This is a genomic window from Psychrobacter sp. FDAARGOS_221, assembly GCF_002313155.2.
GTDB lineage: Bacteria > Pseudomonadota > Gammaproteobacteria > Pseudomonadales > Moraxellaceae > Psychrobacter.
Map to the genome: position 1 here is coordinate 2,285,686 of NZ_NWFK02000001.1, position 24,624 is coordinate 2,310,309.

Consider the following 24,624-nt stretch of genomic DNA (forward strand, 5'->3'; position numbering starts at 1 on the left):
ACTGATAAAGCCAACGCTATTTTTTAGGATAACTCTTTTGCTATGAAACCAAATCATCCCCCTCGTATTGCTGTTTTGTTGGTTAATTTGGGGACACCAGATGAGCCGACAGCGCCTGCGGTTCGCCGTTATTTAAAGCAGTTTTTATCCGACCCCAGAGTGATAGAGATTCCACAGTTTTTGTGGGCCATTATCCTTAATCTTTTTGTGCTACCCAGTCGACCGAAGCGTGTGGCAGAAGCCTATGCCAGTGTTTGGGAAGGTGATTCTCCGATTCGTAGAATTTTAAAAGAGCAAGTGGCTCTATTACAGCAGCGTTTTGATAGTGAGGACACGCCTTTTGACATATCGGTACATCCTGCCATGACCTATGGCAACCCAGGTATTCCGGATGTGATGGATAAGCTGCGCAGTGAGGGGGTCGAGCACTTTGTTATCCTGCCATTATTCCCTCAGTATTCAGCAACCTCTGGCGGTGCGGTTTATGACGCGGTCACTAAGTGGTCGCTACAGCAGCGTAACCTGCCAAATTTAACCATTGTTAAAGACTACTTTGCGCATCCACTTTATATTAAGGCATTGGCTGATTCAATTAGACGCTTTCAATCAGAGCATGGCAAGCCAGATAAGCTGATGTTTAGCTTCCATGGTATTCCACAGCCTTATGCTGATAAAGGCGATCCTTATCCTAAGCGCTGTAAATGTACTGCTGCGCAAGTGGCTCAGGAGTTGGGTCTTAACGATGACGAATGGATAATTAGCTTCCAGTCGCGCTTTGGTAAGCAAGAGTGGGTTAAGCCTTACACCGATGTGACGTTAGAGGAGTGGGGTAAGTCAGGTGTGCGCTCGGTACAGGTAGTGAGCCCTGCATTCTCGGCAGACTGTCTAGAGACGTTAGAAGAGCTGGCGATGGAAAACCGAGACAACTTCTTAAATGCTGGCGGCCAAGAGTATCACTATATCCCAGCCCTCAATACCGATGAGGGGCACATTGATATGATGGAAGCGTTGGCTAAGCCTTTGGTTGCAGGTTGGGCAGGTACACTAGATGGTTGGGTTTAATCTGGTATTACGAACTGTACTACTAAACTGCACTTCTTAAAAGTTAAACAGATAGCGTTATTAATCTTTAAGCCAATAAAAAGCACCGCCAAATTCATTGGCGGTGCTTTTCATATACAGTCTATTATTTAATCTAGCGGGCTAGCTTGGTTGTCTAACTCTAACATCTAAAATCTGACATTTAGCATTTAGCATTTAGCATCAAATTATTCGTCATCGAAGCTTTGATTGACTGCATCTTCATCAGCGATATCGCCGATGCTAGGATAGTCTTTATCATCAAGCGCTTCGTCTACCAATATCTCATCGATACGTGATTCGTCTATATTTTGACGCTGCATAGGGGTCAAGCCCTGTTGCAGACTTTCAGCTTCTTCTTGTTCAAGCATTGAGTCAAGATCAATGGCATTATCTAATGGGTCTTTCATTGTCTACTCCTTGAGACTGAACTTGAGAAAGGGTTAGCTGTCTTCTTAATCGCTAGCTGGCTAGTATTGTTCGCTATTATCGCTAACTTATAGATTTTGCTCACGTGGCAGCTCAGCTTCCTGAGGGGCATTGGCCATATCGCGGTCCAGTGAGTAGAAGTTAGCGTTGTTGTCTTTGCTTTCTGAAGCTAATGCAAACTTATCACGTAGCTCATCAATCAAGGCTTCTTCTTCGATTTGCTCTTTAACGAACCATTGTAGGAAGTTAAATGTTGGCCAATCACGCTCATCTAGCGCTTTATCAACTAACGCATAAATCTTTTTCGAGTTATCCAGCTCATGCTGCCACACATCTTCAATACACGACTTTAAGTCGGTTGGATTGTCTTGTGGTGCAGGGATGGCGCCAATTTTAGCTTCGCCGCCACGAGTTTGGATATATTCTAAGAATTTAAACATGTGCTGACGCTCTTCTTCAGAATGCTTATAGAAGAATTCTGCAATACCAGCATAGTTGTTTGAATCTGCCCAAATACCAAGCGCTAAATAGGCTTGTGCCTGCGCTGCTTCATTGTTCATTTGTTCGTTTAGTGCAGATTCCATACTGTCTGAAAGACGCTTGTCACTCATAATATTATCCTCAATTTATTTAATGATCGTTGTTAACGGTTGATTAAAATGAATGTGGTTAATTTTTTTTATTATAAAAGTACGGGGTTTGAAGCTATCAAAAACAATACTTTTGGTCAGTTAATCAGTTAACTAAATTACTAACTAAATAATTACTGGCTAATTAATAACAACTGAATAATTAAATTATAAACACGGATTTAAAGTTTATCGGTAAGGCTTCAGTTATGTGTTGTGCAGGTTATGTTAGAGACGTTAAGAGTTGTAACTTATATGCGTTTGCTACGACCAATAAAAAAGCCGGCACAGTGCCGACTTATATTGAATATTTTTTTAAATAGCTTGTTGAACGGATGCTAGGCACCGACCATTTTATTAACCCAGCGTACCATAGAAGCACTTGGCGAAATTTGTGCCAGTGCATTAAATACTTTCGCAGGGATACCTACTGAATAGTGAGTTTTGGTCAGCTTTTTATTAGGCGCAACTGATAGTTTGTAAAGCAATTTGCCCACATCGTCAGCGGTTAGGTTTAAGCCCAAGCGATCAATACTGGTCACGCTCACACCTTTAGTCATATCGGTTTGTACCCAAAGTGGCATCACATCGACCACTTTAATGCCTTTTGGTTCAAATTCGATATTCAATGCTTCTGTTAAGCCGCGAACAAAGAATTTACTGGCAGAGTAGGGTGCAATTTCAGGTTGACCATAAATGGCAGAGGCAGATGAGAGGTTGATGATCTTCTCATAACTTTGACCTGTCATTTGGCTACCGACTTTATGACAGCCGGTCAGTACGCCTTTACAGTTGATATCGACCAACTTTAATTGCGCATCTAGGTTGGTATCAGGCAAATCACCGGTCACCAAGATACCCGCGTTGTTGATTAAGACATCAATACTACCAAATTTTTCATTCATTAATTCAATAGCGGCGTCCCAGTCTTCAGGGAGAGTGACGTCCAAATTGCCGTGGGCTATTGAGTTTGATTTAATGGCCTTTTTAAAGGCTTTATCGTTTAGAGCAGTTTCAAGTTGTTCCACATCGATATCGAATAGGCCAACATTATGACCTTTGGCGGCCAGTTTTTTTGCGGTAGTTAAGCCAATGCCACGAGAGGCACCGGTAATTAGAATTGAAAGAGGGGTCATTAAGCGCGTCCTTGTCTTTGTTAATTAAAAAAGTATTGTGAGTGGTCAGCCATTCTGAATGTGAGGCTGTTTATTAATCTAAAGCATATTTATTAATCCAAAATACTGCTTATTCATATAAATGAAAGTTACATAGACTGTATAGCTATAATGCATAACCGGTGTGGTTTTAGCAAAAAAAACAATGTACTCACGGGTTTATGTCAAACTTTTGTTCTGTTTAATTTGTTTTTTGACCATCAACTTTATTTTTAATAACCAATTGCAGCGCTATTTTAGTCAAATAGCTGTGTTGTTCAGAAGAGATTTTTCAGAGGCAGGTTTGGTTAGAATTGTTTACAGAAGCTCTTTAAAGAGCAGGGGCTATTTAAAGAGATAGTTGGAGAATTATTGAGATTAGAAGTTTTTAAAACAAGCTGTTTGCGATGCTATTGGTCACTGAAATAACGACCAATAGCTAGAAACTAACAAGACTTAGGCGACTTGTATTCTAACTCGTCCTCAGAGACTTCAGATTGAGCGTCACTATATGAGCTAGAGTGTACAGCAGGGTTTTTGACATGGTCAGGGCTCAGATTGTATTCAAATTCAGACAATTTAAAGCGCCATAAATACAAGAAGTCAATCAGATAAATAGTGGCTTCAGAAATTTCTTCTACCATTACGCCGGCATCATGACTAAAGCCAATGCCGTTTTCGCCCAAATACTGGGTAAACACTAAGCTAGTGACACTCACGTACAACGCCTTTGGTGTGATTTTTAAGAAACCCCACAGGTAGCGCCATGAGAGCACTAAGAATGCCAATGCAATGAGCGCAATCGAGATTAAAAACACATCTTCCCACCAGTAATAAGAGCGGCCTAGAATCAGATAAGTCTCAGTGATGAATAATTTTGGAATAAAGCTTAACTCTCGGCGAATGGCTGAGATAAAGATCAAAATCGAGGCGACCCAAAACAGCCAGCCTATTTTAAGCTGACTATTGAACGCATATTTTGCAGACGGGATTAAGCATAATAGTAAAGCCAAGGCTTCAAGGATTTCTATGAGGCTATCTTCAGTAATGATAGTGGTCTCCTGAATTTATTACAGCAAGATGCAACGTATAGTTCAATTAATACGTGTTGTATCAATAGAATATGGGATAAAATAGAGGTTGTTTTAAGCGCTATAAAAGTAAGATAAGCAGTAACAGCACAGTAGCCACTGAGCTTATCTTTATAGAAGGAATCATTCAATAAAAGTATTGGGTGAAGACAAGCTTAATATTTAGACTGTATTGTTTATAATTTTTTTATTATACCGTTAAAGCAGGCCATATTACCAGAGCCGTCATAGACTAATGCGTTCATATTACTCATTATCGGTTAGTTAACATTTAGATGTTAGGCTTCGACAGGCTTTAAAAAAGGTGTCTTTAAACTTGGCCATATAAATATGCTAATATGAATCTACTAAGCAAGGATGTCTTAGTCAAACAATAAGTTAAGCAATAAGCCAAACAACATTTTCAATAAATACATACGCTTAACACCTCAATTAATACACAGTCGTATCTATTTCAGAACATTTCAGCATTTATCTCAAATACAAGGAGCGTAATATGAGCGCTAATCTACAGCCTGAACAACATTATCAAATCAGCAAGGCGGTTGCCTATAATCGCCTGTCAGATCCTAAGCGCAAAATGTGGTTACTCAGTCCATTGGCACCCATTATTGGGTGGGCGATGTATCTGGGAGTGAAAGATCAGCAAGGCCCAGACTTAAAAAATACATTAGTAGCTTGGTCGGGCAGTTTGTTCACTTATGGCTTTATTCCAGCGCTGGATGTGCTCATTGGTAAGGATGACGATAACTTAACTGAATCTGCGTTTAAAGCGCTTGAAAATGACGCCTATTATCAAAAGATTGTACATGCCTTTATCCCGCTAAATTATACCGCACTCTTCATTGCCGCTCATCAGTTCACACACCGTAAAATGCCTTGGTATAACAAGCTGGGTGTGGCCATTACTGCCGGTATCGGTAGTGGCATTGCAATTAATGCTGCGCATGAGCTGGGTCACAAACAAGACTCGCTAAACCGTACTTTGGCAAGATTTAGTTTGGCGCCATCGGCCTATGGTCACTTTGCTATTGAGCATAACTTTGGCCATCATCGCTGGGTTGCTACCCCACAAGATCCGGCTACCAGCCGTTACAACGAAAGTTTTTGGCAGTTTTTACCGCGTACGGTCATCGGTGGATTGCGTTCAGCCATTAACATTGAGCGCAAACGCTTGGAGCGTCGTAATAAAGGCTTTTGGCACAAAAACAATGAGCTGCTTCAAGGCTGGGCCATCACCGCTGCCTTATATGCCGCGCTGTATATGCTCAATGGCAAAAAGGTGATTCCGTTTATCGCCATTCAAGCCCTGTATGGTTTTAGTTTATTAGAGTCAGTCAATTACTTAGAGCATTATGGTCTATTGCGCCAAAAAGATGCCAATGGTCGCTATGAGCCGACCCGCCCTGAGCATAGCTGGAACAGTAATAACACAGTGACCAACTTATTCTTATATCAATTGCAGCGTCATTCAGACCATCATGCTCATCCAAGCCGTCCATATCAGGTGTTGCGCCACTTTGATGAGTCGCCACAGCTGCCCAGTGGCTATGCCAGTATGATTGTGCCGGCTTATATTCCGCCATTATGGTTTGCGATGATGAATAAGCGGGTAGTGGCGCATTATAAGGGTGATATGAGTCGCATTAATATGCATGACAAACCACTAAGTCCAAGTATGCAGCGTGCGACCGAATATGTACAAAAAGGCTTAGATTGGCTTGGTAAATTTAAAAAATAGCACGCAGGCTATCAGTTCGTGACTGCCATTTCGTGATTTCCGTCTTGTGATTGTCGCTTCAAGACTGCCACTTCGGGATGGCCGCTTTGTGGTTGCAGCCAAGTGTGACTAAAGGACAAGTAAGGTTCATGTGGTTAAAGGATAAGAGTACTATGGATTCACAAACAACAGCTCGCTCCAAAACAGTCATGACCAACAAACACAAAGCGACATCTATCTATGACTATGGCCGCACGGCACGTCTCGATGAGAATCAAGACCTGCAAGTGCTACAGCGTATGCGCCGGTTTTTATTACCCAGCGACTATACCATTAAGCCTGAGCGATTAGATCAAATAGCCAATGGCTACGAGATTACTGATGCTGTGGTTGACGCGATTATCAAAAAACACGGTAGATTTGCCGATGCGCTGCAGCAATCTATCGTTGATAAAGCTGGGTTTGAGGCATCAGATCGAGCGCATCTGCTCGATGATCCGGACTTTCAACAGTTGCGTGAGCAGTTTGCCACGCACCCTGATTGGTTTGACGCTAAGCTTGCTGAAAAAGGGGCGATTGCCTATCGGCGCTATCCGCTGACCTTAGTCTGGCTGCTGCGCAACGTGGCATTAATGGCCGGCTACAGTATTCCTGCCTTATCATTACCACTGATTAAAACCGGCGCATTGGTACACGATGCGCTGCCACGTCTATACCGTACTTATGGTTATATGATGGCGGTGTCTGAACATCCAAAAATCACCGGTGATGACACCGTGTTAGCGATTGGCGGAGAAGCGTGGCGGCAAACCATAAGAGTGCGTCAACTGCACAGCATGATTCGAAAAGGCTTGGTCAAAGAGGGCTTTGATACCCAGTATTGGGCGCAGCCGATTAACCAGTCGGATATGATAGCGACTCATTTACAGTTTTCACTGCTCATCTCTCAAGGTCTAAAGTGGCTTGGCGCGCGCATTAGCGAGGAAGAAGCCAGAGGCATTATGCATCTGTGGCGGTTAGCAACCTGGTGGATGGGGGTAGACTTAGCGCGTATTCCTAACACTGAACAGGAGTCATGGGGATGGTTTTATCATTATCTATCGGTACAAAAGTTAGACTTTGAGGTCGGTAGGCCGCTTGCCAAAGCGCTGCATGATTTGCCGTCACAGATTATGGGTGAGACCAATTGGCGTGGTCATGCAGTTGAGCTGGTCAATGCCAGCGTCACTCGGACCTTTGTCGGCGATGATGTGGGAGATGGGTTGAAATTGCCCAAGCTGCCATTGCGGCAGGGGGTGCTACTTACTGCGCCTATATTATTTGGCATAGATACCGCGCGTCAGTTGCATCCTAAGCTTGAGAAACGGATTGAGCGATTTAGACGTACTCGCCAAGACAATATGAACTGGTGGCTTAAGAAAAATGATCCTTATTATGCCAATAAAAAAACGCTGTAAATCTGCCCTAATATTTATCGTTGTTGCCACAACTCATTTGCTTCAATCAGTGACAATTCAGGATAACGTTTGCGCAGCGCTTTAATCGCTTTCACTTTATCTAACTCTGCCAAGTGATTTCGTAAATAGAGCAAGCGCTCATCTTCAGAACCATCGCCTGAAGAGCGAGCGCTTAACTGTTTGATTCTTGCCTCTAGATGCTCAATTTTTTTACTTTTCACATATAAAGAAAACAGTAAAAAGATAATGAATAGCAAATAGATGATCTGTTCCAAAGACATGCCAAGCCTCATCAATCCATTTCAGTCCGTCGATTTTATCTCTACTAACTTAAAACTTGTTTTAATATCAACAGCTTTAACCGTTGTTTCGCTATCAATAGCGTCTATAAAGGCGTTTTAAAAGTCATAACTGACGCCCAAGGTGGTTCGGTAGCTCACACGGTCATCGACCATAGGGCTATCATATTGCTCATCCGGCAAATAGCTCACGGCTTGACCTAAGAATAATGACCAGTCTTGGTTTATCTTATAATTGGCACTGACATTAATGTAAGGATTGATGCTTGAGCCAGGCTTATAGTTGCGAACCCCTGTTTGCGCCGACTCTTTCTCAGATACGCCATAATAATATTCGTTGTAATTGTCATTGACCCATTCAACGCCAATACTCGGCATGACCATAACTTTGCCTAACGGTAAGCGGGTGCCGACTGATAACTTGGCGGTAGTTCCTTTACTGTTACTGAGTACATCGGTGGCAAGCTGAGCACTAACGAGGGCGTAGGATACACGGCGCTGATAACCAACCCCAGCCATGCCAGACACTTTGCGTTTGTCTAATCCACGTAAAGCCCCATTGGCATCGTCAGGATCAAACTTGTTTCCGCCCGGTTGGATAAAGGCAGTGACTTTGCTGGTGTCATCATCATATAAGTAGCCGCCCAACTGGATGCCTTTAAGATACACTTGGCCATTATCATAATAGATGCTGGGCAGTACGCGAACTTTATTGTCAGCGTCGTATGCATTATTCACATACATCGCGCTAACCCCAACACTAAGTTGGCTGTTATCTTCAGCATTGCTGGCATTAGGTTGATCTTGAGCAACGGCCTGACTACTAAGCAGTATCATTGTCAACAGTGAAACAGGAGTCAACATAGAGACAGGGCTAATCAGTGCTGGTTTGTGCTGATTTATTGAGTGTAATACGTGTGTTGTTAGAGACGTAAGTTTTTGATTTGATAGGTAGTTCATGCTAGTCCTTAAGCAGGTTATTATCTCTATAATAGCAGTTATCAACCAATGTCGGGTAATAATATCGAATTTTGTTATTGGTGAAATTGGTTAGGAAAAATAGGCTAAATGAAAAAGGACTGGCGCCAAAAGCAACCAGTCCCATTTGTCTATCGAGTGTTAAACAGGGTTTATAGCACTGGCTTAATGCGCCTCATCCCAGTTATTACCAACGCCGGTTTCAACTAATAATGGCACCGCAAAGTCAACCTCCCAGCCCAGCTCTTTCGCCGTGTCACTTAGTACGTTTTGCATTGCCGTTTTAATCAGGGCTGCAATCTCATCTACTTTATCGGCATCGACTTCAAACACCAATTCATCATGCACTTGCAGCAGCATTTTGGCATTGTCTTTTGGCAATACTTTGTCGACGGCAACCATTGCCAGCTTAATCAAGTCCGCGGCACTGCCTTGTAGTGGGGCGTTAATCGCTGCACGCTCTGCACCACGGCGAACCATTTGATTGCTGTGCTCAATATCTGGAGTATAGAGCTTACGACCTAAGATGGTTTCGATATAGCCATGTTGTAGCGCGCTATTGCGGGTATCTTCCATATATTGCTGTACGCCAGGATAACGCTCAAAGTATTGTTTAATATAGCTTTGTGCTTCGTTGCGCGTCATTTCTAACTGTTTGGCCAGACCAAAGGCGCCCATACCGTATAACAGACCAAAGTTAATGGCTTTGGCGTTACGACGTTCAGTCGGGGTCACGTCTGCGACAGGTTTGCCCAGTACTTCAGCGGCTGTGGCACTGTGAATATCCAGACCTTCATTAAACGCACGGGTTAAGTTTTCATCGCCAGAGAAATGTGCCATCAAGCGCAGTTCCACTTGCGAGTAGTCGGCTGCCAAAATCACACGCCCTTCTGGTGCAATAAAGGCCTGGCGAATTAAGCGACCTGTCTTAGTACGAATCGGAATGTTTTGTAAGTTAGGATCGGTTGAAGACAAACGCCCTGTACTGGTCAGTGCTTGATGATAGCTGGTATGCACGCGGTCAGTGTCTTTGTCAGCCACTGCATCAAGCGCATCAGTATAGGTGTTCTTAAGTTTGGCTAAGCTGCGATACTCAAGCGCAATCTCTGCAAGTGGGTGATCTATTTTTGACAAAATAGCTTCACCGGTTGAATACTGGCCAGACTTGGTCTTTTTACCGCCAACCACGCCTAACTTTTCAAATAACATCTCGCCCAACTGCTTGGGTGAACCTAAGTTAAATTCTTCGCCAGCTTCATAGTAGGCTTGCTTTTCAAGCTCACCAATTTCTTCATCGAAGCGCTGAGACAGCTCATTTAAGAAAGAGCGTTTGATTAAAATACCGGTCGCTTCCATCTCACCTAAGATTTGCGATACAGGGATTTCTAACTCATGCAGTAGACGCAGGTTGATGCTGTCGTCTTTGAGCTGACCTTGGAATAGCTCAAACAATTGATAGGTGATGTCGGCATCTTCACACGCATAGTCACTGGCAATATCGATTGCCACTTGATCAAAGGTCACTTGCTTAGCACCCTTACCAGCCACGTCTTCATAAGTAATGGTTTGGGTGTGTAGATAATGGCGGGCCAAGTCGTCCATGCTATGACGGGTTGCGGCAGCGTTTAAAACATAGCTGGCAAGCATGGTGTCCATAGCCCAGTTTTTTGGACTGATATTTAAATTAATGTCATAACGACGCAGTACATGCGCATCATATTTTAAGTTTTGACCAATCTTGCCGATGTCTTGATTTTCTAAAATTGGTTTTAGCTTTGCCAGTACTGTTTGCTGATCTAACTGTTTGGCTGTCAGCGGATCCTCTTCTAATTTATGATTGAGCGGGATGTAATAGGCTTCATGGGCCTGCAATGCAAAAGACAAACCCACGATATCGGCTTCACGCCAGTTGATGCTGGTAGTTTCGGTATCAACTGCGAAGTAGGGCGCAGCTTCTAGTCTTGCCAATAAGCTATCAAATGCTGGCTCATCTAATATGGTATGCCAGGCTTTTTCGTGATCCTTGCTGTCTTTGACTTGCTCGATAATGGCAGCTTGAGTCTGGCTTTGTAGGGTTTTGGCAATCTGCGCTTGTGATTCGGCACTGGCTTTGCTGTCATCGACACTACGGCTTTGCGCGTTGGCAGGATGGTTAGGATGTTCAAGCGATGCCAATTCATTTTTGAATTCAAGTTCGCTGTATAAATCACGCAGCTCATCAATGAACGCTGTGCTGTCAGTATTAATACGTAGGTCTTCCCAGTCCTGTCCGATAGACAAGTTGGTAACGATGGTTGCCAGTTGTTTGTTCATCGGTACATCATCAGCGTGCTCGACTAGGTTTTTTCCAGCGCGGCCTTTGATGTTTTCTGCATTGGCTAAAATTTCGTCCAATGAGCCATATTCGTTGAGCAGCTTTTCAGCGGTCTTTTTACCGATACCAGGCACGCCTTTAATACCGTCTGAGGCATCTCCCATGAGAGTTAAATAGTCAATCATTTGGGCGGGCTTGATACCAAAGCGTTCTTTCACGCCTTGCACGTCAGTGACTTTGCCAGTGAAGCTGTCTTCTAATATCACACAGTCGTTGACCAGCTGCGCCATGTCTTTATCACCGGTTGAAATCACCACATGATGACCTTCTGCAACCGCGCGTTGGGTCAGTGTACCGATAATGTCATCCGCTTCAGCGCCTTCAATGCGAAGTAACGGGATACCAAGTGCGCGTACCAAGCGATGGATATAAGGAATCTGTTCGGCCAGTTCAGGGTCCATTTTTGGACGATTGGCCTTGTATTCTTCAGACATGGTGTGACGAAATGTCGGTGACTTGGTGTCAAAGCAAACCGCCATATGAGTAGGGTTATAACGACGCATCACTTTAAGCAGGGCATTGAGCGTACCGCGAATGGCATTGGTAGTTAGCCCTTGAGTATTCATCATGGTTTTTGGCAACGCATGATAAGTACGGAACAGATAATAGGAGCCGTCGACTAAAATAAATGGCGGCTGTTCTTTATTAATATGACTGATGTCCATGCTGGCGACATTGGGCATGTCATCAAATGTAGGCAGCTCATTTGGATCGAGTGCATCGTGAGAGGTGTCGGTAATATTATTGGTGTTATCAGTCATAATAATCCTAAAAAGCAGTCAAATTTAAATAGTGTTTAGCAAGATATAAATCAATTCAAAATCAAATATAGTCAGCGAACTACTAAACAGTTACAGTGTTAACCTCGCTAAGTCTACAGTTGTAGTACTTGCGCTCGGTTGCCTTGTAACCATTTTAGATTTCTTTGACTATAAGATGAAAAGTCAGCAGCAAGTGGTTGGTTTGTATTTTTATTAATGCGGTTATTATAACCAAAAAATAGACCGGCCATGGGTCGATTGTCAAAAGGGTTTGCTGGTTCCTTAAAACCGGTGCCATAAAAAACGCTCAATCCGTTAATACGAATTGAGCGTTTTACAACAAACAGGCTCGCGTTAAGCGTCACCCTGTTTTGTTGGCAATTTTATATGCTGCTTTATTAAGCTACGAATTTTATAAGTATATAAGTATAAGCAAAAGTACTTATTTTACTTCAGAGCCAACTTCAACATCGATGTTGCCTTTCACAGCTTTTGAGTATGGGCAAACTTTGTGTGCTTCTTCGACCAAGGCTTGAATCTCATCCGCTGATAGGTCAGTATTCTCAACAATCACATGGATTCTAACGCCTAGGTTATAATCATGCATGCCGCCGGCTAATAGCTCAACTTCAACTTCGGTGGTTGAGTCAAATTTAGCGTCTTTTTGTTTTTTTACCACGCCTAATGCGCTGTCAAAGCAAGCACCATAGCCCATAGCAAATAGCTGCTCTGGGTTATTACCATCCGCATCTTCGTCTGTGCTTGGTGGTACCATGTTAATAACTAGGTCGCTGTCATTAACTGTTGCCGAACCCATTCTTCCGTTTTTTACAGTAGCCACTGTTGAATAAATAGTTTTCATAGTGCATTCCTTATTATTTGAATTTATTTGAATTTGTGAGTTTTATAATCTGCTGGATAAATAACGGTTTGGTTAAATATCTTATTAACTAACAGCATTAACTGATAATCATTATAGTAGCAACCACATCACAACTTTACGTGTATGAGTCGTAAGTGTTTACAGCAGCTTTGTGTGTTTTTGATGGTTTATGTGACATGACTTAATAATGACACAGTCTTATAAGGCACTCTGATATGACTATGTTGAGTCAAGTAACAGTCATTGTACGAATGACTTTGGATAAGCGGCTATGGTTGACGATAAGTGGCTATGATTGGACCAATGACTGGATCTGAACACGCAGATTTTTCGCACAGAGAAGCGAAATCAGATACAATAGCGGCATTATTTTCATTGGTTGTGATGGCTCATTATTGAACCTGCTACTATTAAATAGGGCTATTGGTTTAATGCCCCATCGATAGCAACCCTTTTTTAAAATTGAAAATCATCTTTATCAAATATCCTATTTATTGAATCATCATCCTTATTAAATGACACCACAGTTGAACCTAAATTATGAGCGTAGATCCTAAAACCTTAGCCAAAGAAGTCGCCAAACGACGCACATTCGCCATTATCTCTCACCCGGATGCGGGTAAAACCACCATGACCGAAAAGCTGTTGCTTTGGGGTCAGGCCATTCAGGTAGTTGGTGAAGTGAAGAGTCGTAAAACCGATCGCCATGCCACCTCAGATTGGATGAGTATGGAGCAAGAGCGTGGTATCTCGATTACCACCTCAGTGATGCAGTTTCCTTATAAAGATCATATCGTTAACCTACTAGATACTCCAGGTCACGCCGATTTCTCTGAGGATACTTACCGCACATTAACCGCTGTAGATAGCGCGCTAATGATGGTCGATGGCGCGAAAGGTGTTGAGGAACGTACCATTAAATTAATGGAAGTGTGTCGTATGCGTGACACACCGATTATCTCTTTCGTTAACAAGCTAGACCGTCAGATTCGTGACCCACTTGAGCTGTTAGATGAAATTGAAAACGTGCTTAAAATCAAATGTGTGCCCGTGACTTGGCCGATTGGTATGGGGCAAGATTTCGTAGGTGTTTATCACTTAACCGAAGACAAAACCTATTTATATAGCAAAGGTCATGGCGGTGAAATAACTGAGATAGAAACCCGTGACGGCTACGATTATCCAGACATTCGTGAACGTCTAGGACCATTAGCATTCTCTGCCTTTGAAGAATCGCTAGAACTGGTACAGATGGCGCTCGAAGACTTCGATGTCGATATGTTCCTAAAAGGGGAAATGACACCAGTATTATTCGGTACAGCGTTGGGTAACTTTGGGGTAAATATGGTGCTGGATACCTTAATTGAGCATGCGCCACCACCAAAAAATCACCCGACCCAAGAGCGTGAAGTGGCAGCAGACGAGACAGCCTTTAGTGGGTTTGTGTTTAAGATTCAGGCCAATATGGACCCACGTCACCGTGACCGCATTGCGTTCTTGCGTGTGTGCTCAGGCAAGTATGAAAAAGGCATGAAGATGAAGCATGTCAGCTTGGGCAAAGAGGTGCGTATCTCTGATGCATTGACCTTCTTAGCAGGTGACCGTGAGGCGTTAGAGGAAGCGTATCCAGGCGATATTATTGGTCTGCATAACCACGGGACTATTAGTATTGGTGACAGTTTTACCGAAGGTGAAGACTTAAACTTCACTGGTATTCCTCACTTTGCGCCAGAGCTATTCCGCCGCGTGGTGTTAAAAGATCCGCTAAAATCTAAAGCATTGCAAAAAGGTTTGCAGCAGCTGTCTGAAGAGGGCGCAACTCAGGTGTTTATGCCTCAGATTAATAACGATTTAATTTTGGGCGCCGTGGGTGTGTTGCAGTTCGAAGTGGTTGCGCACAGACTAAAAGAAGAATACAAAGTGCAGTGTACTTTTGAGCCGGTGTCTATTGCCACAGTACGCTGGATTCATTGTGATGATGAGGCAGTATTGGCCAAGTTTAAGAAAAAAGCGCATGACCAGCTGTCTATCGATGGCGGTGGTTATTTAACCTATCTAGCACCAAGCCGCGTTAACTTGCAACTGATGCAGGATCGTTATCCTGAAGTTGAGTTTAGTAGTACCCGTGAGCACTAAAGCTTTGAATATCAAGTAAAAGCTATGGACTGACACTTTTGTAATTTATCATTAAGACGCCCTTATCAAAGGGCGTTTTTTTGTAAGTGCTGTTAAACTGCTAAAACACAGTTTAAACATACGTTGTGTTGCAAATAGGGTAGAATTTATTATTATCAACAAAGCGAATAACCTAAATAAGTACACTATAAATAAGTTGTTTTAATCATCAATAAAATCAGAATGGAGATCTCGCATGACAACATCGGCTAATAAGTCTTGGACATTAACTGCAATTAGCGACTCACTAGGCGATCTTGAAGCCAAATTCGACGATCAACTGAGTGTCGGACGCAGATATGATAATGACGTGGTTATCAGCAGCAACCAAGTTGCTCTACAACATGCAAAACTAAGCGTAGAAAATGACCAGCTAATGGTCACCGACTTAGGTACAGTACACGGCACTTTTATTAATAATAAGAAAGTGACACCTAATGAGCCGCATCCTGTCAATTCAGACGATGTGCTTAGCTTTGGTACCTTAAGAGTATTGGTACACCTAGATAATGATGCGCAAGCCACAGAAGAGCTTGTAGCAGCGTCTGAGCAAGCTGACGTTGAAGACACTAATGGTCGTCAAGCAACTGATACTGCTGAAACATCATCACCAGCTGCTCCACTGGCTTCTATCGCAACGGTTGCAGCGGCAGCAGCGGCGGATGCTAAGCCATGGCAGTTTACCGCCATTTCAGATAGCCTGGGCGATATTAGTTTCGGTACCGCTGATCAGTTAACAGTGGGTCGTGCTGATGATAATGATGTGGTTATTGATAGCGATCAGGTTGCTGATCACCATGCTAAGTTAAGCGTCGAAGGTAATCAGCTGTATGTGACAGACTTAGGTAGCAGCACAGGTACTTCTGTACACAGTGTAAAAGCACCTGCTAATGAGCCCGTACTGGTTAATTCTGATGATGTTATTAGCTTTGGTAGCCTAAGAGTATTGGCTGCGCAGCATGAAGGTAGCACCCAACAAGTAGCGGCTCAATTAGTACCAGCGGCCACAGAAACAGCCACAACCGAAGATACCGATGTTGCAAACAGCACAACTGGTACTAGTAAATGGCAATTGTCTGCCCTGACTGACGTCTTGGGTGATTTGACCATACCAGTGACGCAGACGCTGTCTGTTGGCCGTGGCACCGATAATGATGTGGTGCTGGGCAGCAAGGAAGTATCACGCAATCACGCTAAGCTAGACGTGCTTGACGATGGTAGCTTGACTGTGACTGACTTAGGCTCATCGAATGGTACATTTGTTAACGAAAAGCAATTAGCAGCCAATCAAGCAGAATCGTTATCTGTAGAAGATGTGGTTCAGTTTGCAAGCTTTGAGTTTACCGTGTTACCAGCAGCTGACAGCGCAGCAGATGCGCCTGTGGTTGCGTCTGAAGCAGATGAGGGTAGTACGACTACTACAGAAACTATCGCTCCTAACGTAGCGGATGAAGCGTCAGCAGAGCAGGAAGTGGTTGAGCAGCAAGCAGTAGACACTCAGCCAGTTGCTAGTGATGTTGATGCGCAGCCAAAACATGATACAGCAGAAACAAAAACTGAAACTGTTGAGCAAATCAGTGAAGAAAGATTAGAAGAGGCGCTTGAGGCTGAGCTTGAAGAACCTATTCCAGTCGGTGATCCAAATCAAAGCAGCGTACCACCTGCCACTGAACAGCCAGTAGTGGACAATACAGCACAACAGATTGCTGATACGCAGTCATCTGAACAACAGCAACCTGAGCATAAAGAAGCTTTGGTTGAAGATGCAGATCCTGAAGTCGAAAAAGCAAGAGAAGCGGCAACGGGTCAATTATCAGGTATCGAAAATTCGCATCCGAAAGCGGAAAATCCAATATCTGAGCCAAAACCGCATCCTGTTGCTCATGCTAATAGCCAAACGCCTGCAAATAATACTAATCCAAAAGGAAATAGCATGGCGCTTTGGATTGTGTTGATTTTAGTGGGCTTAGCGGTTGCTTTATGGTTATATAACAGCAATTAACAGGCCGGTTTTTTGTGGTAAAAAACAAAAAAATGAAAATAATTTAAAAAAAAGTGCAATTAGGGGTTGTGTTTTAGAAAATATTTGCTAGAATACTCACCACTTTGAAGGAACAAGCCGACTTAGCTCAGTTGGTAGAGCAACTGACTTGTAATCAGTAGGTCGCCAGTTCGATTCCGGCAGTCGGCACCATTCTTCAGAGTACTTTGCTTCTAGCAATTTTAGTAAGACTATTTCACTATTCATAGTTTTACACCTTAGGTGGGGTTGGGGAGCGGTCAAACCCAACAGACTGTAAATCTGTCGCGAAAGCTTCGAAGGTTCGAATCCTTCCCCCACCACCATTTTCTAGCAGTATTTTCAAAAACATGTTCAAGTGTTAATCTACCAAGATCAGCGATGCTATCAACCCTAATTGCCTATTAGCTAAAAAGAATGCTATCAGGCACTTTTAGGTCATTATGCATAAGATGTTTTTTATAAGCATATTGGTAGTGTAAGCAAGCATTGATTTGCGGGTGTGGTTTAATGGTAGAACCTCAGCCTTCCAAGCTGATGGCGCGGGTTCGATTCCCGCCACCCGCTCCAACTTATCAACACAATAGCTTGGCAAAAGATCGCAAAAACTTAGTCGCACCATATAAATAGTTCATTATGCTCATATAGCTCAGCGGTAGAGCACTCCCTTGGTAAGGGAGAGGTCTCGAGTTCAATTCTCGATATGAGCTCCACTATTTAAGTTGCATTAAGTTCGGTCTATATACGGTAGTTGAGTTAAGTAACGTTAAACGAACAAAATTGGTTTTAGCAATTAACTAAAAGCCATTTGCTTTTATTGAACATCTTTTTATATTTTATAAGTTTGGTTTAATTGAGCTGGTCTGACTGAGTTAATTAATAGGTGATTATTTTTAAATCAAAATATCTACAAGGGCTGACAATGACCTTGAACCAAATGACAGCAGTAATGAGATAATTATTTGATAGGCAGCACTTCGTGTTGCCTTTTAGTGTTGTCATAAACTAAATCCTATTATGCTCAGTAGTTAGACATTTAGCACAACCGATCATTATAAATAATAAAGTAATAACAATTGAGAAGACAGCAGTAGCTAGACAATCAGCTTGCCGCTTCTAATAAGCAAACACAGTTTGTGATAACCTGGTAATACTATTTGTTTTAGTAAACCCATAATAAAGAGGATAGACACATGGCAAAGGCCAAGTTCGAACGAAGCAAGCCGCACGTAAACGTCGGTACAATTGGTCACGTTGACCACGGTAAAACTACTTTAACGGCAGCTATCGCAACAGTAGCAGCTAAAACTTCTGGCGGCGAAGCCAAAGACTATGCTGCAATTGACTCAGCACCAGAAGAAAAAGCACGTGGTATTACAATTAACACCTCACACATCGAGTATGACACTGAAGCACGTCACTACGCACACGTAGACTGCCCAGGTCACGCTGACTATGTTAAAAACATGATTACTGGTGCAGCACAGATGGACGGCGCTATCCTAGTAGTATCAGCTACTGATGGCCCAATGCCACAAACTCGTGAGCACATCCTACTATCACGTCAGGTTGGTGTACCATACATCATCGTATTCATGAACAAATGTGACATGGTAGATGACGAAGAGCTACTAGAACTAGTAGAAATGGAAGTACGTGAATTACTATCAGACTACGACTTCCCAGGTGATGACACGCCAATCATCAAAGGTTCAGCTCTAGAAGCCCTAAACGGCAATGACGGCAAATACGGTGAGCCAGCAGTAGTAGAACTACTACAAACTCTAGACACTTACATCCCAGAGCCAGAGCGTGACGTAGATAAGCCATTCCTAATGCCTATCGAAGACGTATTCTCAATCTCTGGTCGTGGTACCGTTGTAACTGGTCGTGTTGAATCAGGTATCATCAAAGTTGGTGACGAGATCGAAATCGTTGGTATCAAAGACACAGTGAAAACCACTTGTACTGGTATCGAGATGTTCCGTAAGTTACTAGACGAAGGTCGTGCTGGTGAGAACTGTGGTGTACTACTACGTGGTACTAAGCGTGAAGACGTACAACGTGGCCAAGTACTAGCTAAGCCAGGTTCAATCACGCCACACACTAACTTCGACGCAGAAGTATACGTACTATCAAAAGAAGAAGGTGGTCGTCACACTCCATTCCTAAATGGTTACCGTCCACAGTTCTACTTCCGTACTACTGACGTAACGGGTGCTATCTCATTACAAGAAGGTACTGAAATGGTAATGCCAGGCGATAACGTTGAGATGAGCGTAGAGCTAATCCACCCAATCGCTATGGACAAAGGTTTACGTTTCGCGATTCGCGAAGGTGGCCGTACTGTAGGTGCTGGTGTTGTTGCTAACGTTAAAGACTAATATTTATTAGTTGTTAGCTACGCATTAAGCGAAAAAGACCGTCTCATTGAGGCGGTCTTTTTTTATGTGCTAAATCGTATTGATAAAGAGTATATTGATAAAAAGACAGTATGAGTAGTTAGCTTATACTTAATATGTCGTTATAAATATAAAGAAGTTATTTTCCCTTAAGCGCAGTTTATTGAGTTATTTAAAATTGAGTCATTAGATCTGCTAGGTGACTTAGCATGACATTTAATTAGCATGTGATTTAAATAATTCATTAAAAAAAGCAACTATTGCATTAAAAAAGTGATGCTTAAGGTTTGAAAATAAAGCGTCAATTGATTACAATAGCGGCGATTATTAGCAATTAACACAATATCAACTTTGTGAGAGCAACAAGGCTTGCATTCCACAAAAAAGATTGTATAATAGTCAACCTTAACTATAGGCGATTGGCTCAATTGGTAGAGCATCGGTTTCCAAAACCGAGGGTTGGGGGTTCGAGTCCCTCATCGCCTGCCATATATTTAACTGTCTTAGCTGCACTAGCAAGCACTCTTCTTTTACCATACAGATAGGCGGTTATTAACTCTATCGTCTAATTCGTAAGGCAATTCAATTATGAGCAACCAACAGGATAACCTAGATAACAAGTTATCTGACGCGAAGCAGAGCGCTCATAAAACGCCAGGTAATAGTGTTACTAGTAGTAATAAAAGCGCAGTAGAAGTTGCAAAAACCCGCTCTCCAAAAGATATGGCGCTGTGGGCTATTGCATTTGCCGCTTTGATTGGCGCAACCTTAGTGAACTATAAATTACCAGGTATTTGGCAGCCAGCCAACGACATCTGGGTTCGCATTGGGATTATCGCCTCATTAGTGGTTCTATCTATTATTTGTTTGGCACTGACCAATCAAGGGCGTAGCTTTAAGGTATTACTTAAAGATGCCAGTATTGAATTACGTCGTGTAACTTGGCCAAGTAAGAATGAAACCATTCAGTACACCTGGCAGTCGTTATTAGTGATTGGTATCGTCGCTGTCATTGTTTGGTTATTAGATAACTTCTTTAATTGGTTGGTCGGTTTATTCATCGGCTAATAACAGATAACAAAAATTGTAAGGGCTGGGCTTTATATATCATTATATTAAGCATCACAGCCTGTTTTTTTAATTAGTAGTCGTTTGATTGACGTCATGGAGAAACATATGCGCTGGTATATCGTGCAAGCATTTTCAGGATATGAAAAGCAAGTCCAACGCTATTTGACGGATCGTATCAATCGCAGTGATTTTGCTGATAAATTCGGTGAGGTTTTGGTACCAACCGAAGAAGTCGTTGAAATGAAAGACGGCAAAAAGCGTAAAAGTGAGCGTAAATTCTTTCCGGGTTATGTATTGATTGAAATGGAAATGAATGATGATACGTGGCACATTGTGAATGATTGCCCACGTATTACTGGTTTTATTGGTGGTACACCAGAAAACCCAGCGCCGATTACAAAAGTTGAAGCGGATCGTATTTTAAATCGTCTGAAACAAACTGAAGAAGCGCCACGTCCTAAAACACTGTTTGAACCAGGTGAAGAAGTTCTGGTTATTGATGGACCGTTTACAGACTTTAAAGGTTTGGTTGAAAAGGTCGATTACGAAAAGTCTAAATTACAGTTAACAGTAAACGTATTTAACAGACCAACTCAGGTCGAATTAGAGTTTAGTAAGGTTGAAAAACTAAGCTAAGCATTTTAACCCCCGGGGAGCGGAGTGCTCTGCTTATTAACTTGCTTTCGTTAAATTAGTAAGTATGAGTAGCAAGCGTTATCACCCGTAAAGGAGAAAATCTCATGGCTAAGAAGATTGATGGTTACATCAAACTGCAAGTGCCTGCTGGCAAAGCAAACCCTTCACCACCAATTGGTCCTGCATTAGGTCAAAAAGGTGTGAACATCATGGCATTCTGTAAAGAGTTCAACGCTGCAACTGCTAGCATGGAACCAGGTCTGCCAATTCCTACTGAAATCACAGTGTACGCTGATAAATCATTTACATTTATCATGAAGTCACCACCTGCTGCCTTCTTGTTGCGTAAAGCAGCTGGTATCGCAAAAGGTTCTGGTGTACCAAACACGACTAAAGTAGGTAAAGTTACTCGTGCCCAGCTTGAAGAAATCGTTCAGACTAAACAAGCTGATTTAACTGCTGCTGATTTGGATGCTGCTGTACGTACCATTGCTGGTACTGCGCGTTCAATGGGCATCGATGTGGAGGGTGTGTAAATGAGTAAACTTACTAAACGTCAAAAATTGATCGCTGAGCGTGTAGAAAACGAAAAATTATACACTCTTGAAGAAGCGGTACAAATTTTAAACGAATTACCACCTCTTAAATTTAAAGAGTCTGTTGATATCTCTATTAACCTAGGTGTTGATCCACGTAAATCGGACCAAGTGGTTCGTGGTGCGACTAACCTACCTGCAGGTACTGGTAAAACTAAACGCGTTGCAGTATTCGCTCAGGGCGCTGCTGCTGAAGCCGCTAAAGAAGCTGGTGCTGACGTTGTTGGTATGGAAGACCTTGCAGAACAAGTTAAAGCTGGTAACTTAGACTTTGATGTTGTTATTGCTGCTCCAGACGCAATGCGCGTTGTTGGTCAACTAGGTACTATCCTAGGTCCACGTGGTTTAATGCCTAACCCTAAAGTGGGTACGGTTACACCAAACGTTGCAGAAGCTGTTGCTAACACTAAAGCGGGTCAAGCAACTTACCGTGTAGATAAAGCAGGTATTATCCACACTACAATCGGTCAAGTTGGTTTCACTGCAGAGCAAATCGCACAAAACGTTAACGCCCTAATCGGTGATATCAAACGTGCTAAGCCAGCAACATCGAAAGGTATTTATATTAAGAAAATTACTTTATCAAGCACTATGGGCCCTGGCATCACATTAGATCCAGTTCCATACCGTACTGCTAAGTAATTTACTGTATACGTTATAAGAAATAACTTGATAAGAATTTAAAATTAGGTCAGCTTAGCCAAAGCTATGCTGTCTAAGACCGTAGGTAGGTATTTTGAGCATTTGCTCTTGCATACTGTTAATTGATGTTAGTGTTGTATTCAGTGAATCATTGCTGATACCAGCCTAACATTGGCCTACGCAGACGGTGACCAAAAAAGTTTGATCATGGGAATTAAATAGAGTTTGTCCGTTTAATTTCTTATTCATTCTGATAAAGGTGCCGTATTCAGCGTTATTGAAACAACCGGTTGATTGCAATTTATTGTATTTAGCAGATTGTTTTAATAATAGAAACGTCAATTCAGCATTGTTTATTCAATGTTGATGAGATCAAGGAGTCAACTCATGGCATTAACGCTAGAACAGAAACAAAAAGTTGTGGCTGAAGTGTCTGAAGTTGCTGCAAATGCTTATTCAGCAGTTGCTGCTGATTATCACGGTCTTGAAGTAGCTCAGTTAACTGCGCTACGCGAACAAGCTCGTGAGAAAGGTGTTGTACTTAAAGTTGTTAAAAACACGCTTGCTAAGCGTGCTTTTGAAGGTACTAGCTTTGAGTGCATGTCAGATAAGATGGTTGGCCCATTGTTATTGGCTTTTTCTACTGAAGATTTAGGTTCTGCAGCTCGTGTAATCCACGAATTCGCTAAAGAGCATAAAGCTTTAGAAACTAAGCTTGTATCAGTTGGTGGCGAGTTGTTTGGTCCTGAGGAACTTGAGCGCGTATCTAAGCTTCCAACACGCGACGAAGCACTATCTATCTTGATGGCAACAATGAAAGCACCAGTAACCAAGCTAGCTCAGACTTTAAACGAAGTTCCAAGCAAGTTTGTACGTACTGTTGCAGCAGTAAAAGACGCAAAAGAAGCTGCTTAATCACTATTAGCTGTTTTCGGTTAATACAGTATGATCATCGCCTAGCGGCATAATATTTAACTGTATTGACCTTAATAATTAACTTTAAATTTATCAGAATATGGAGAAATCCCATGGCACTATCTAGAGAAGATGTGTTAAACGCAATCGCTGAAATGTCAGTAATGGACATCGTTGAACTAATCAGCGAAATGGAAGAAAAATTCGGCGTAACAGCTGCTGCTGCTGTTGCTGCTGCACCTGCTGCTGCTGCTGAAGGTGGCGCTGCTGCTGCTGAAAAAGACGAGTTCGACGTTATTCTTGCTAGCTTCGGCGACAAGAAAGTTGGCGTAATTAAAGCAGTTCGTGAAGCTACTGGCCTAGGTCTAAAAGAAGCTAAAGAACTAGTTGAAGGCGCTCCAGCTCCAATCAAAGAAGGCGCTAACAAAGCTGAAGCTGAAGAGCTTAAAGAGAAGCTTGAAGCTGCAGGCGCAACTGTAGAACTTAAATAATAGGTCTTTTTGACTGATATTAAGTTTGCCAGATAATTATTGAGTTGATCTGATTATTTGCTCAAACATTAATTAAGACGCTCATTGATTATAATGTGCAAAAGCCAACAATGTGATAAACGTTGTTGGCTTTTTTTATTTGACATGACTTATAAGTTTATGCTTTACTAAAAGCAGTGTGATAGAGGTTTCTGTTTTTAGCCCGAACAAAGCGTTTGCTATTTTAATAACAGTATTGTATAATCTCGCACTTGACCTTTTGTATTAGCCTAAATGGTTGGCAAGCGTCACGTTAATAACTTATCACTATCGGCTTAACGAACGTTTAGCGATTAATACAGACCAAGGGGCAGACAATTTGCATGTTTAAAACATCGTTAGCTTCTATCCTATTTATTTGACCTAGGTACGTTCGTGCTTGGGGTTTTTTTGCATCTGTCATTTGGCAACTTTTTTAACCTTTTAACCTAATTCAACCACTGTTTAATTAACTATATTTATATTAATTATTTAATCACCATTAGCTATAAACGTTTGTAATGGGTTTGGCAGCGTCGACACTCAAAAACTAAGTAATAACCAAAGCGCTCAGTGTTTAACGACATTAAGATTAAGTCTTTTACTAAGTTTTCATCTTCGACGTTCTGATAGGTATGTATAACAGGCATTTATCAAAGGTCACGCTCACTGTTTCAATCTGATGATTTTCGTTTAAAACTGAGTTTGTTGTGATTGATGGCCGCTTATGTGCTGGCTATTGCTAACAAACTGCTTTATTTCAAACGAATCATTTTTATTTTACTGTCTACTGTAAGGACTCT

At 42.2% G+C, this 24,624-nt stretch carries 21 protein-coding genes and 5 tRNA genes; 17 read left to right on the forward strand and 9 right to left on the reverse strand.

From position 1 onward, the window contains the following. The first annotated feature begins 42 nt into the window (after positions 1-42). Entirely contained in the window at positions 43-1,062 is a 1,020-nt protein-coding gene (gene hemH / locus A6J60_RS09605) for a ferrochelatase (protein WP_096065797.1), read from the forward strand. A 206-nt stretch (positions 1,063-1,268) separates the two neighbouring features. On the opposite strand, the gene A6J60_RS09610 is transcribed toward hemH, so the two are convergent. From A6J60_RS09610 to A6J60_RS09625, 4 genes are all read right to left on the reverse strand, one after another. Continuing rightward, on the reverse strand, positions 1,269-1,490 hold the full coding sequence (locus tag A6J60_RS09610; protein ID WP_096065798.1) for a hypothetical protein: 222 nt from the start codon (positions 1,488-1,490) through the stop codon (positions 1,269-1,271). Between the two features lie 87 nt (positions 1,491-1,577). Next, a complete protein-coding gene (locus tag A6J60_RS09615) occupies positions 1,578-2,120 on the reverse strand; it encodes a ferritin (protein WP_096065799.1) in 543 nt (180 codons plus the stop codon). A 356-nt stretch (positions 2,121-2,476) separates the two neighbouring features. Beyond that, positions 2,477-3,274 carry an SDR family NAD(P)-dependent oxidoreductase gene (locus tag A6J60_RS09620; protein WP_096065800.1) on the reverse strand — a complete coding sequence of 266 codons (798 nt, stop codon included), beginning with the start codon at positions 3,272-3,274 and terminating at the stop codon, positions 2,477-2,479. A 464-nt stretch (positions 3,275-3,738) separates the two neighbouring features. Then, complete coding sequence (locus A6J60_RS09625) at positions 3,739-4,215, reverse strand: hypothetical protein (RefSeq protein ID WP_127891444.1); 477 nt, start codon at positions 4,213-4,215, stop codon at positions 3,739-3,741. A 664-nt stretch (positions 4,216-4,879) separates the two neighbouring features. Here A6J60_RS09625 and A6J60_RS09630 point away from each other — a divergent pair. Both A6J60_RS09630 and A6J60_RS09635 read left to right on the forward strand, forming a co-directional pair. Continuing rightward, positions 4,880-6,124: an alkane 1-monooxygenase gene (locus tag A6J60_RS09630; RefSeq protein WP_096065802.1), complete on the forward strand. Its 1,245-nt coding sequence runs from the start codon at positions 4,880-4,882 to the stop codon at positions 6,122-6,124. A 152-nt stretch (positions 6,125-6,276) separates the two neighbouring features. Then, positions 6,277-7,560, forward strand: coding sequence for an oxygenase MpaB family protein (locus tag A6J60_RS09635; protein WP_264755579.1), 1,284 nt, complete (start codon positions 6,277-6,279; stop codon positions 7,558-7,560). A gap of 14 nt (positions 7,561-7,574) precedes the next feature. Here A6J60_RS09635 and A6J60_RS09640 read toward each other — a convergent pair whose 3' ends face one another. The 4 genes from A6J60_RS09640 to A6J60_RS09655 form a co-directional block, all read right to left on the reverse strand. Beyond that, on the reverse strand, positions 7,575-7,841 hold the full coding sequence (locus A6J60_RS09640) for a hypothetical protein (RefSeq protein ID WP_096065804.1): 267 nt from the start codon (positions 7,839-7,841) through the stop codon (positions 7,575-7,577). A gap of 117 nt (positions 7,842-7,958) precedes the next feature. Then, entirely contained in the window at positions 7,959-8,723 is a 765-nt protein-coding gene (locus A6J60_RS09645; protein ID WP_193778049.1) for a MipA/OmpV family protein, read from the reverse strand. A 279-nt stretch (positions 8,724-9,002) separates the two neighbouring features. Continuing rightward, positions 9,003-11,972 (reverse strand): DNA polymerase I, encoded by a 2,970-nt coding sequence (gene polA / locus A6J60_RS09650; protein ID WP_096065806.1) that lies wholly within the window; start codon positions 11,970-11,972, stop codon positions 9,003-9,005. Positions 11,973-12,414: 442 nt separating this feature from the next. Then, positions 12,415-12,834 carry an Ohr family peroxiredoxin gene (locus A6J60_RS09655; RefSeq protein WP_096065807.1) on the reverse strand — a complete coding sequence of 140 codons (420 nt, stop codon included), beginning with the start codon at positions 12,832-12,834 and terminating at the stop codon, positions 12,415-12,417. A 561-nt stretch (positions 12,835-13,395) separates the two neighbouring features. Between A6J60_RS09655 and A6J60_RS09660 the strand changes: the two genes are divergently transcribed. From A6J60_RS09660 to rplL, 14 genes are all read left to right on the forward strand, one after another. Next, the gene (locus A6J60_RS09660) at positions 13,396-14,991 is read left to right on the forward strand and encodes a peptide chain release factor 3 (RefSeq protein WP_096065808.1); all 1,596 of its coding nucleotides are present in this window, start codon (positions 13,396-13,398) and stop codon (positions 14,989-14,991) included. 235 nt (positions 14,992-15,226) lie between these two features. Next, a complete protein-coding gene (locus A6J60_RS09665) occupies positions 15,227-17,032 on the forward strand; it encodes an FHA domain-containing protein (protein ID WP_096065809.1) in 1,806 nt (601 codons plus the stop codon). 116 nt (positions 17,033-17,148) lie between these two features. Next, positions 17,149-17,224 (forward strand) — tRNA-Thr (locus tag A6J60_RS09670). 68 nt (positions 17,225-17,292) lie between these two features. Continuing rightward, positions 17,293-17,376: transfer RNA gene (locus A6J60_RS09675), tRNA-Tyr, on the forward strand. Between the two features lie 170 nt (positions 17,377-17,546). Next, positions 17,547-17,620 (forward strand) — tRNA-Gly (locus A6J60_RS09680). Between the two features lie 68 nt (positions 17,621-17,688). Beyond that, positions 17,689-17,763 (forward strand) — tRNA-Thr (locus tag A6J60_RS09685). A 480-nt stretch (positions 17,764-18,243) separates the two neighbouring features. Further along, positions 18,244-19,434 (forward strand): elongation factor Tu, encoded by a 1,191-nt coding sequence (gene tuf / locus A6J60_RS09690; protein ID WP_096065810.1) that lies wholly within the window; start codon positions 18,244-18,246, stop codon positions 19,432-19,434. A gap of 431 nt (positions 19,435-19,865) precedes the next feature. Beyond that, positions 19,866-19,941, forward strand: a tRNA-Trp gene (locus A6J60_RS09695). Between the two features lie 99 nt (positions 19,942-20,040). Next, entirely contained in the window at positions 20,041-20,520 is a 480-nt protein-coding gene (gene secE / locus A6J60_RS09700) for a preprotein translocase subunit SecE (protein WP_096065811.1), read from the forward strand. A 108-nt stretch (positions 20,521-20,628) separates the two neighbouring features. Next, on the forward strand, positions 20,629-21,159 hold the full coding sequence (nusG, locus tag A6J60_RS09705; protein WP_096065812.1) for a transcription termination/antitermination protein NusG: 531 nt from the start codon (positions 20,629-20,631) through the stop codon (positions 21,157-21,159). Positions 21,160-21,263: 104 nt separating this feature from the next. Further along, positions 21,264-21,695, forward strand: a complete 432-nt coding sequence (gene rplK, locus A6J60_RS09710) for a 50S ribosomal protein L11 (RefSeq protein WP_096065813.1) — start codon at positions 21,264-21,266, stop codon at positions 21,693-21,695. After that, a complete protein-coding gene (rplA, locus tag A6J60_RS09715; protein WP_096065814.1) occupies positions 21,696-22,397 on the forward strand; it encodes a 50S ribosomal protein L1 in 702 nt (233 codons plus the stop codon). Positions 22,398-22,784: 387 nt separating this feature from the next. Next, positions 22,785-23,312 carry a 50S ribosomal protein L10 gene (gene rplJ / locus A6J60_RS09720; RefSeq protein ID WP_096065815.1) on the forward strand — a complete coding sequence of 176 codons (528 nt, stop codon included), beginning with the start codon at positions 22,785-22,787 and terminating at the stop codon, positions 23,310-23,312. Between the two features lie 113 nt (positions 23,313-23,425). Continuing rightward, positions 23,426-23,803: a 50S ribosomal protein L7/L12 gene (gene rplL / locus A6J60_RS09725; RefSeq protein WP_096065816.1), complete on the forward strand. Its 378-nt coding sequence runs from the start codon at positions 23,426-23,428 to the stop codon at positions 23,801-23,803. A 524-nt stretch (positions 23,804-24,327) separates the two neighbouring features. Here rplL and A6J60_RS13390 read toward each other — a convergent pair. After that, a complete protein-coding gene (locus tag A6J60_RS13390; protein ID WP_193778050.1) occupies positions 24,328-24,471 on the reverse strand; it encodes a hypothetical protein in 144 nt (47 codons plus the stop codon). Positions 24,472-24,624 lie beyond the last annotated feature (153 nt).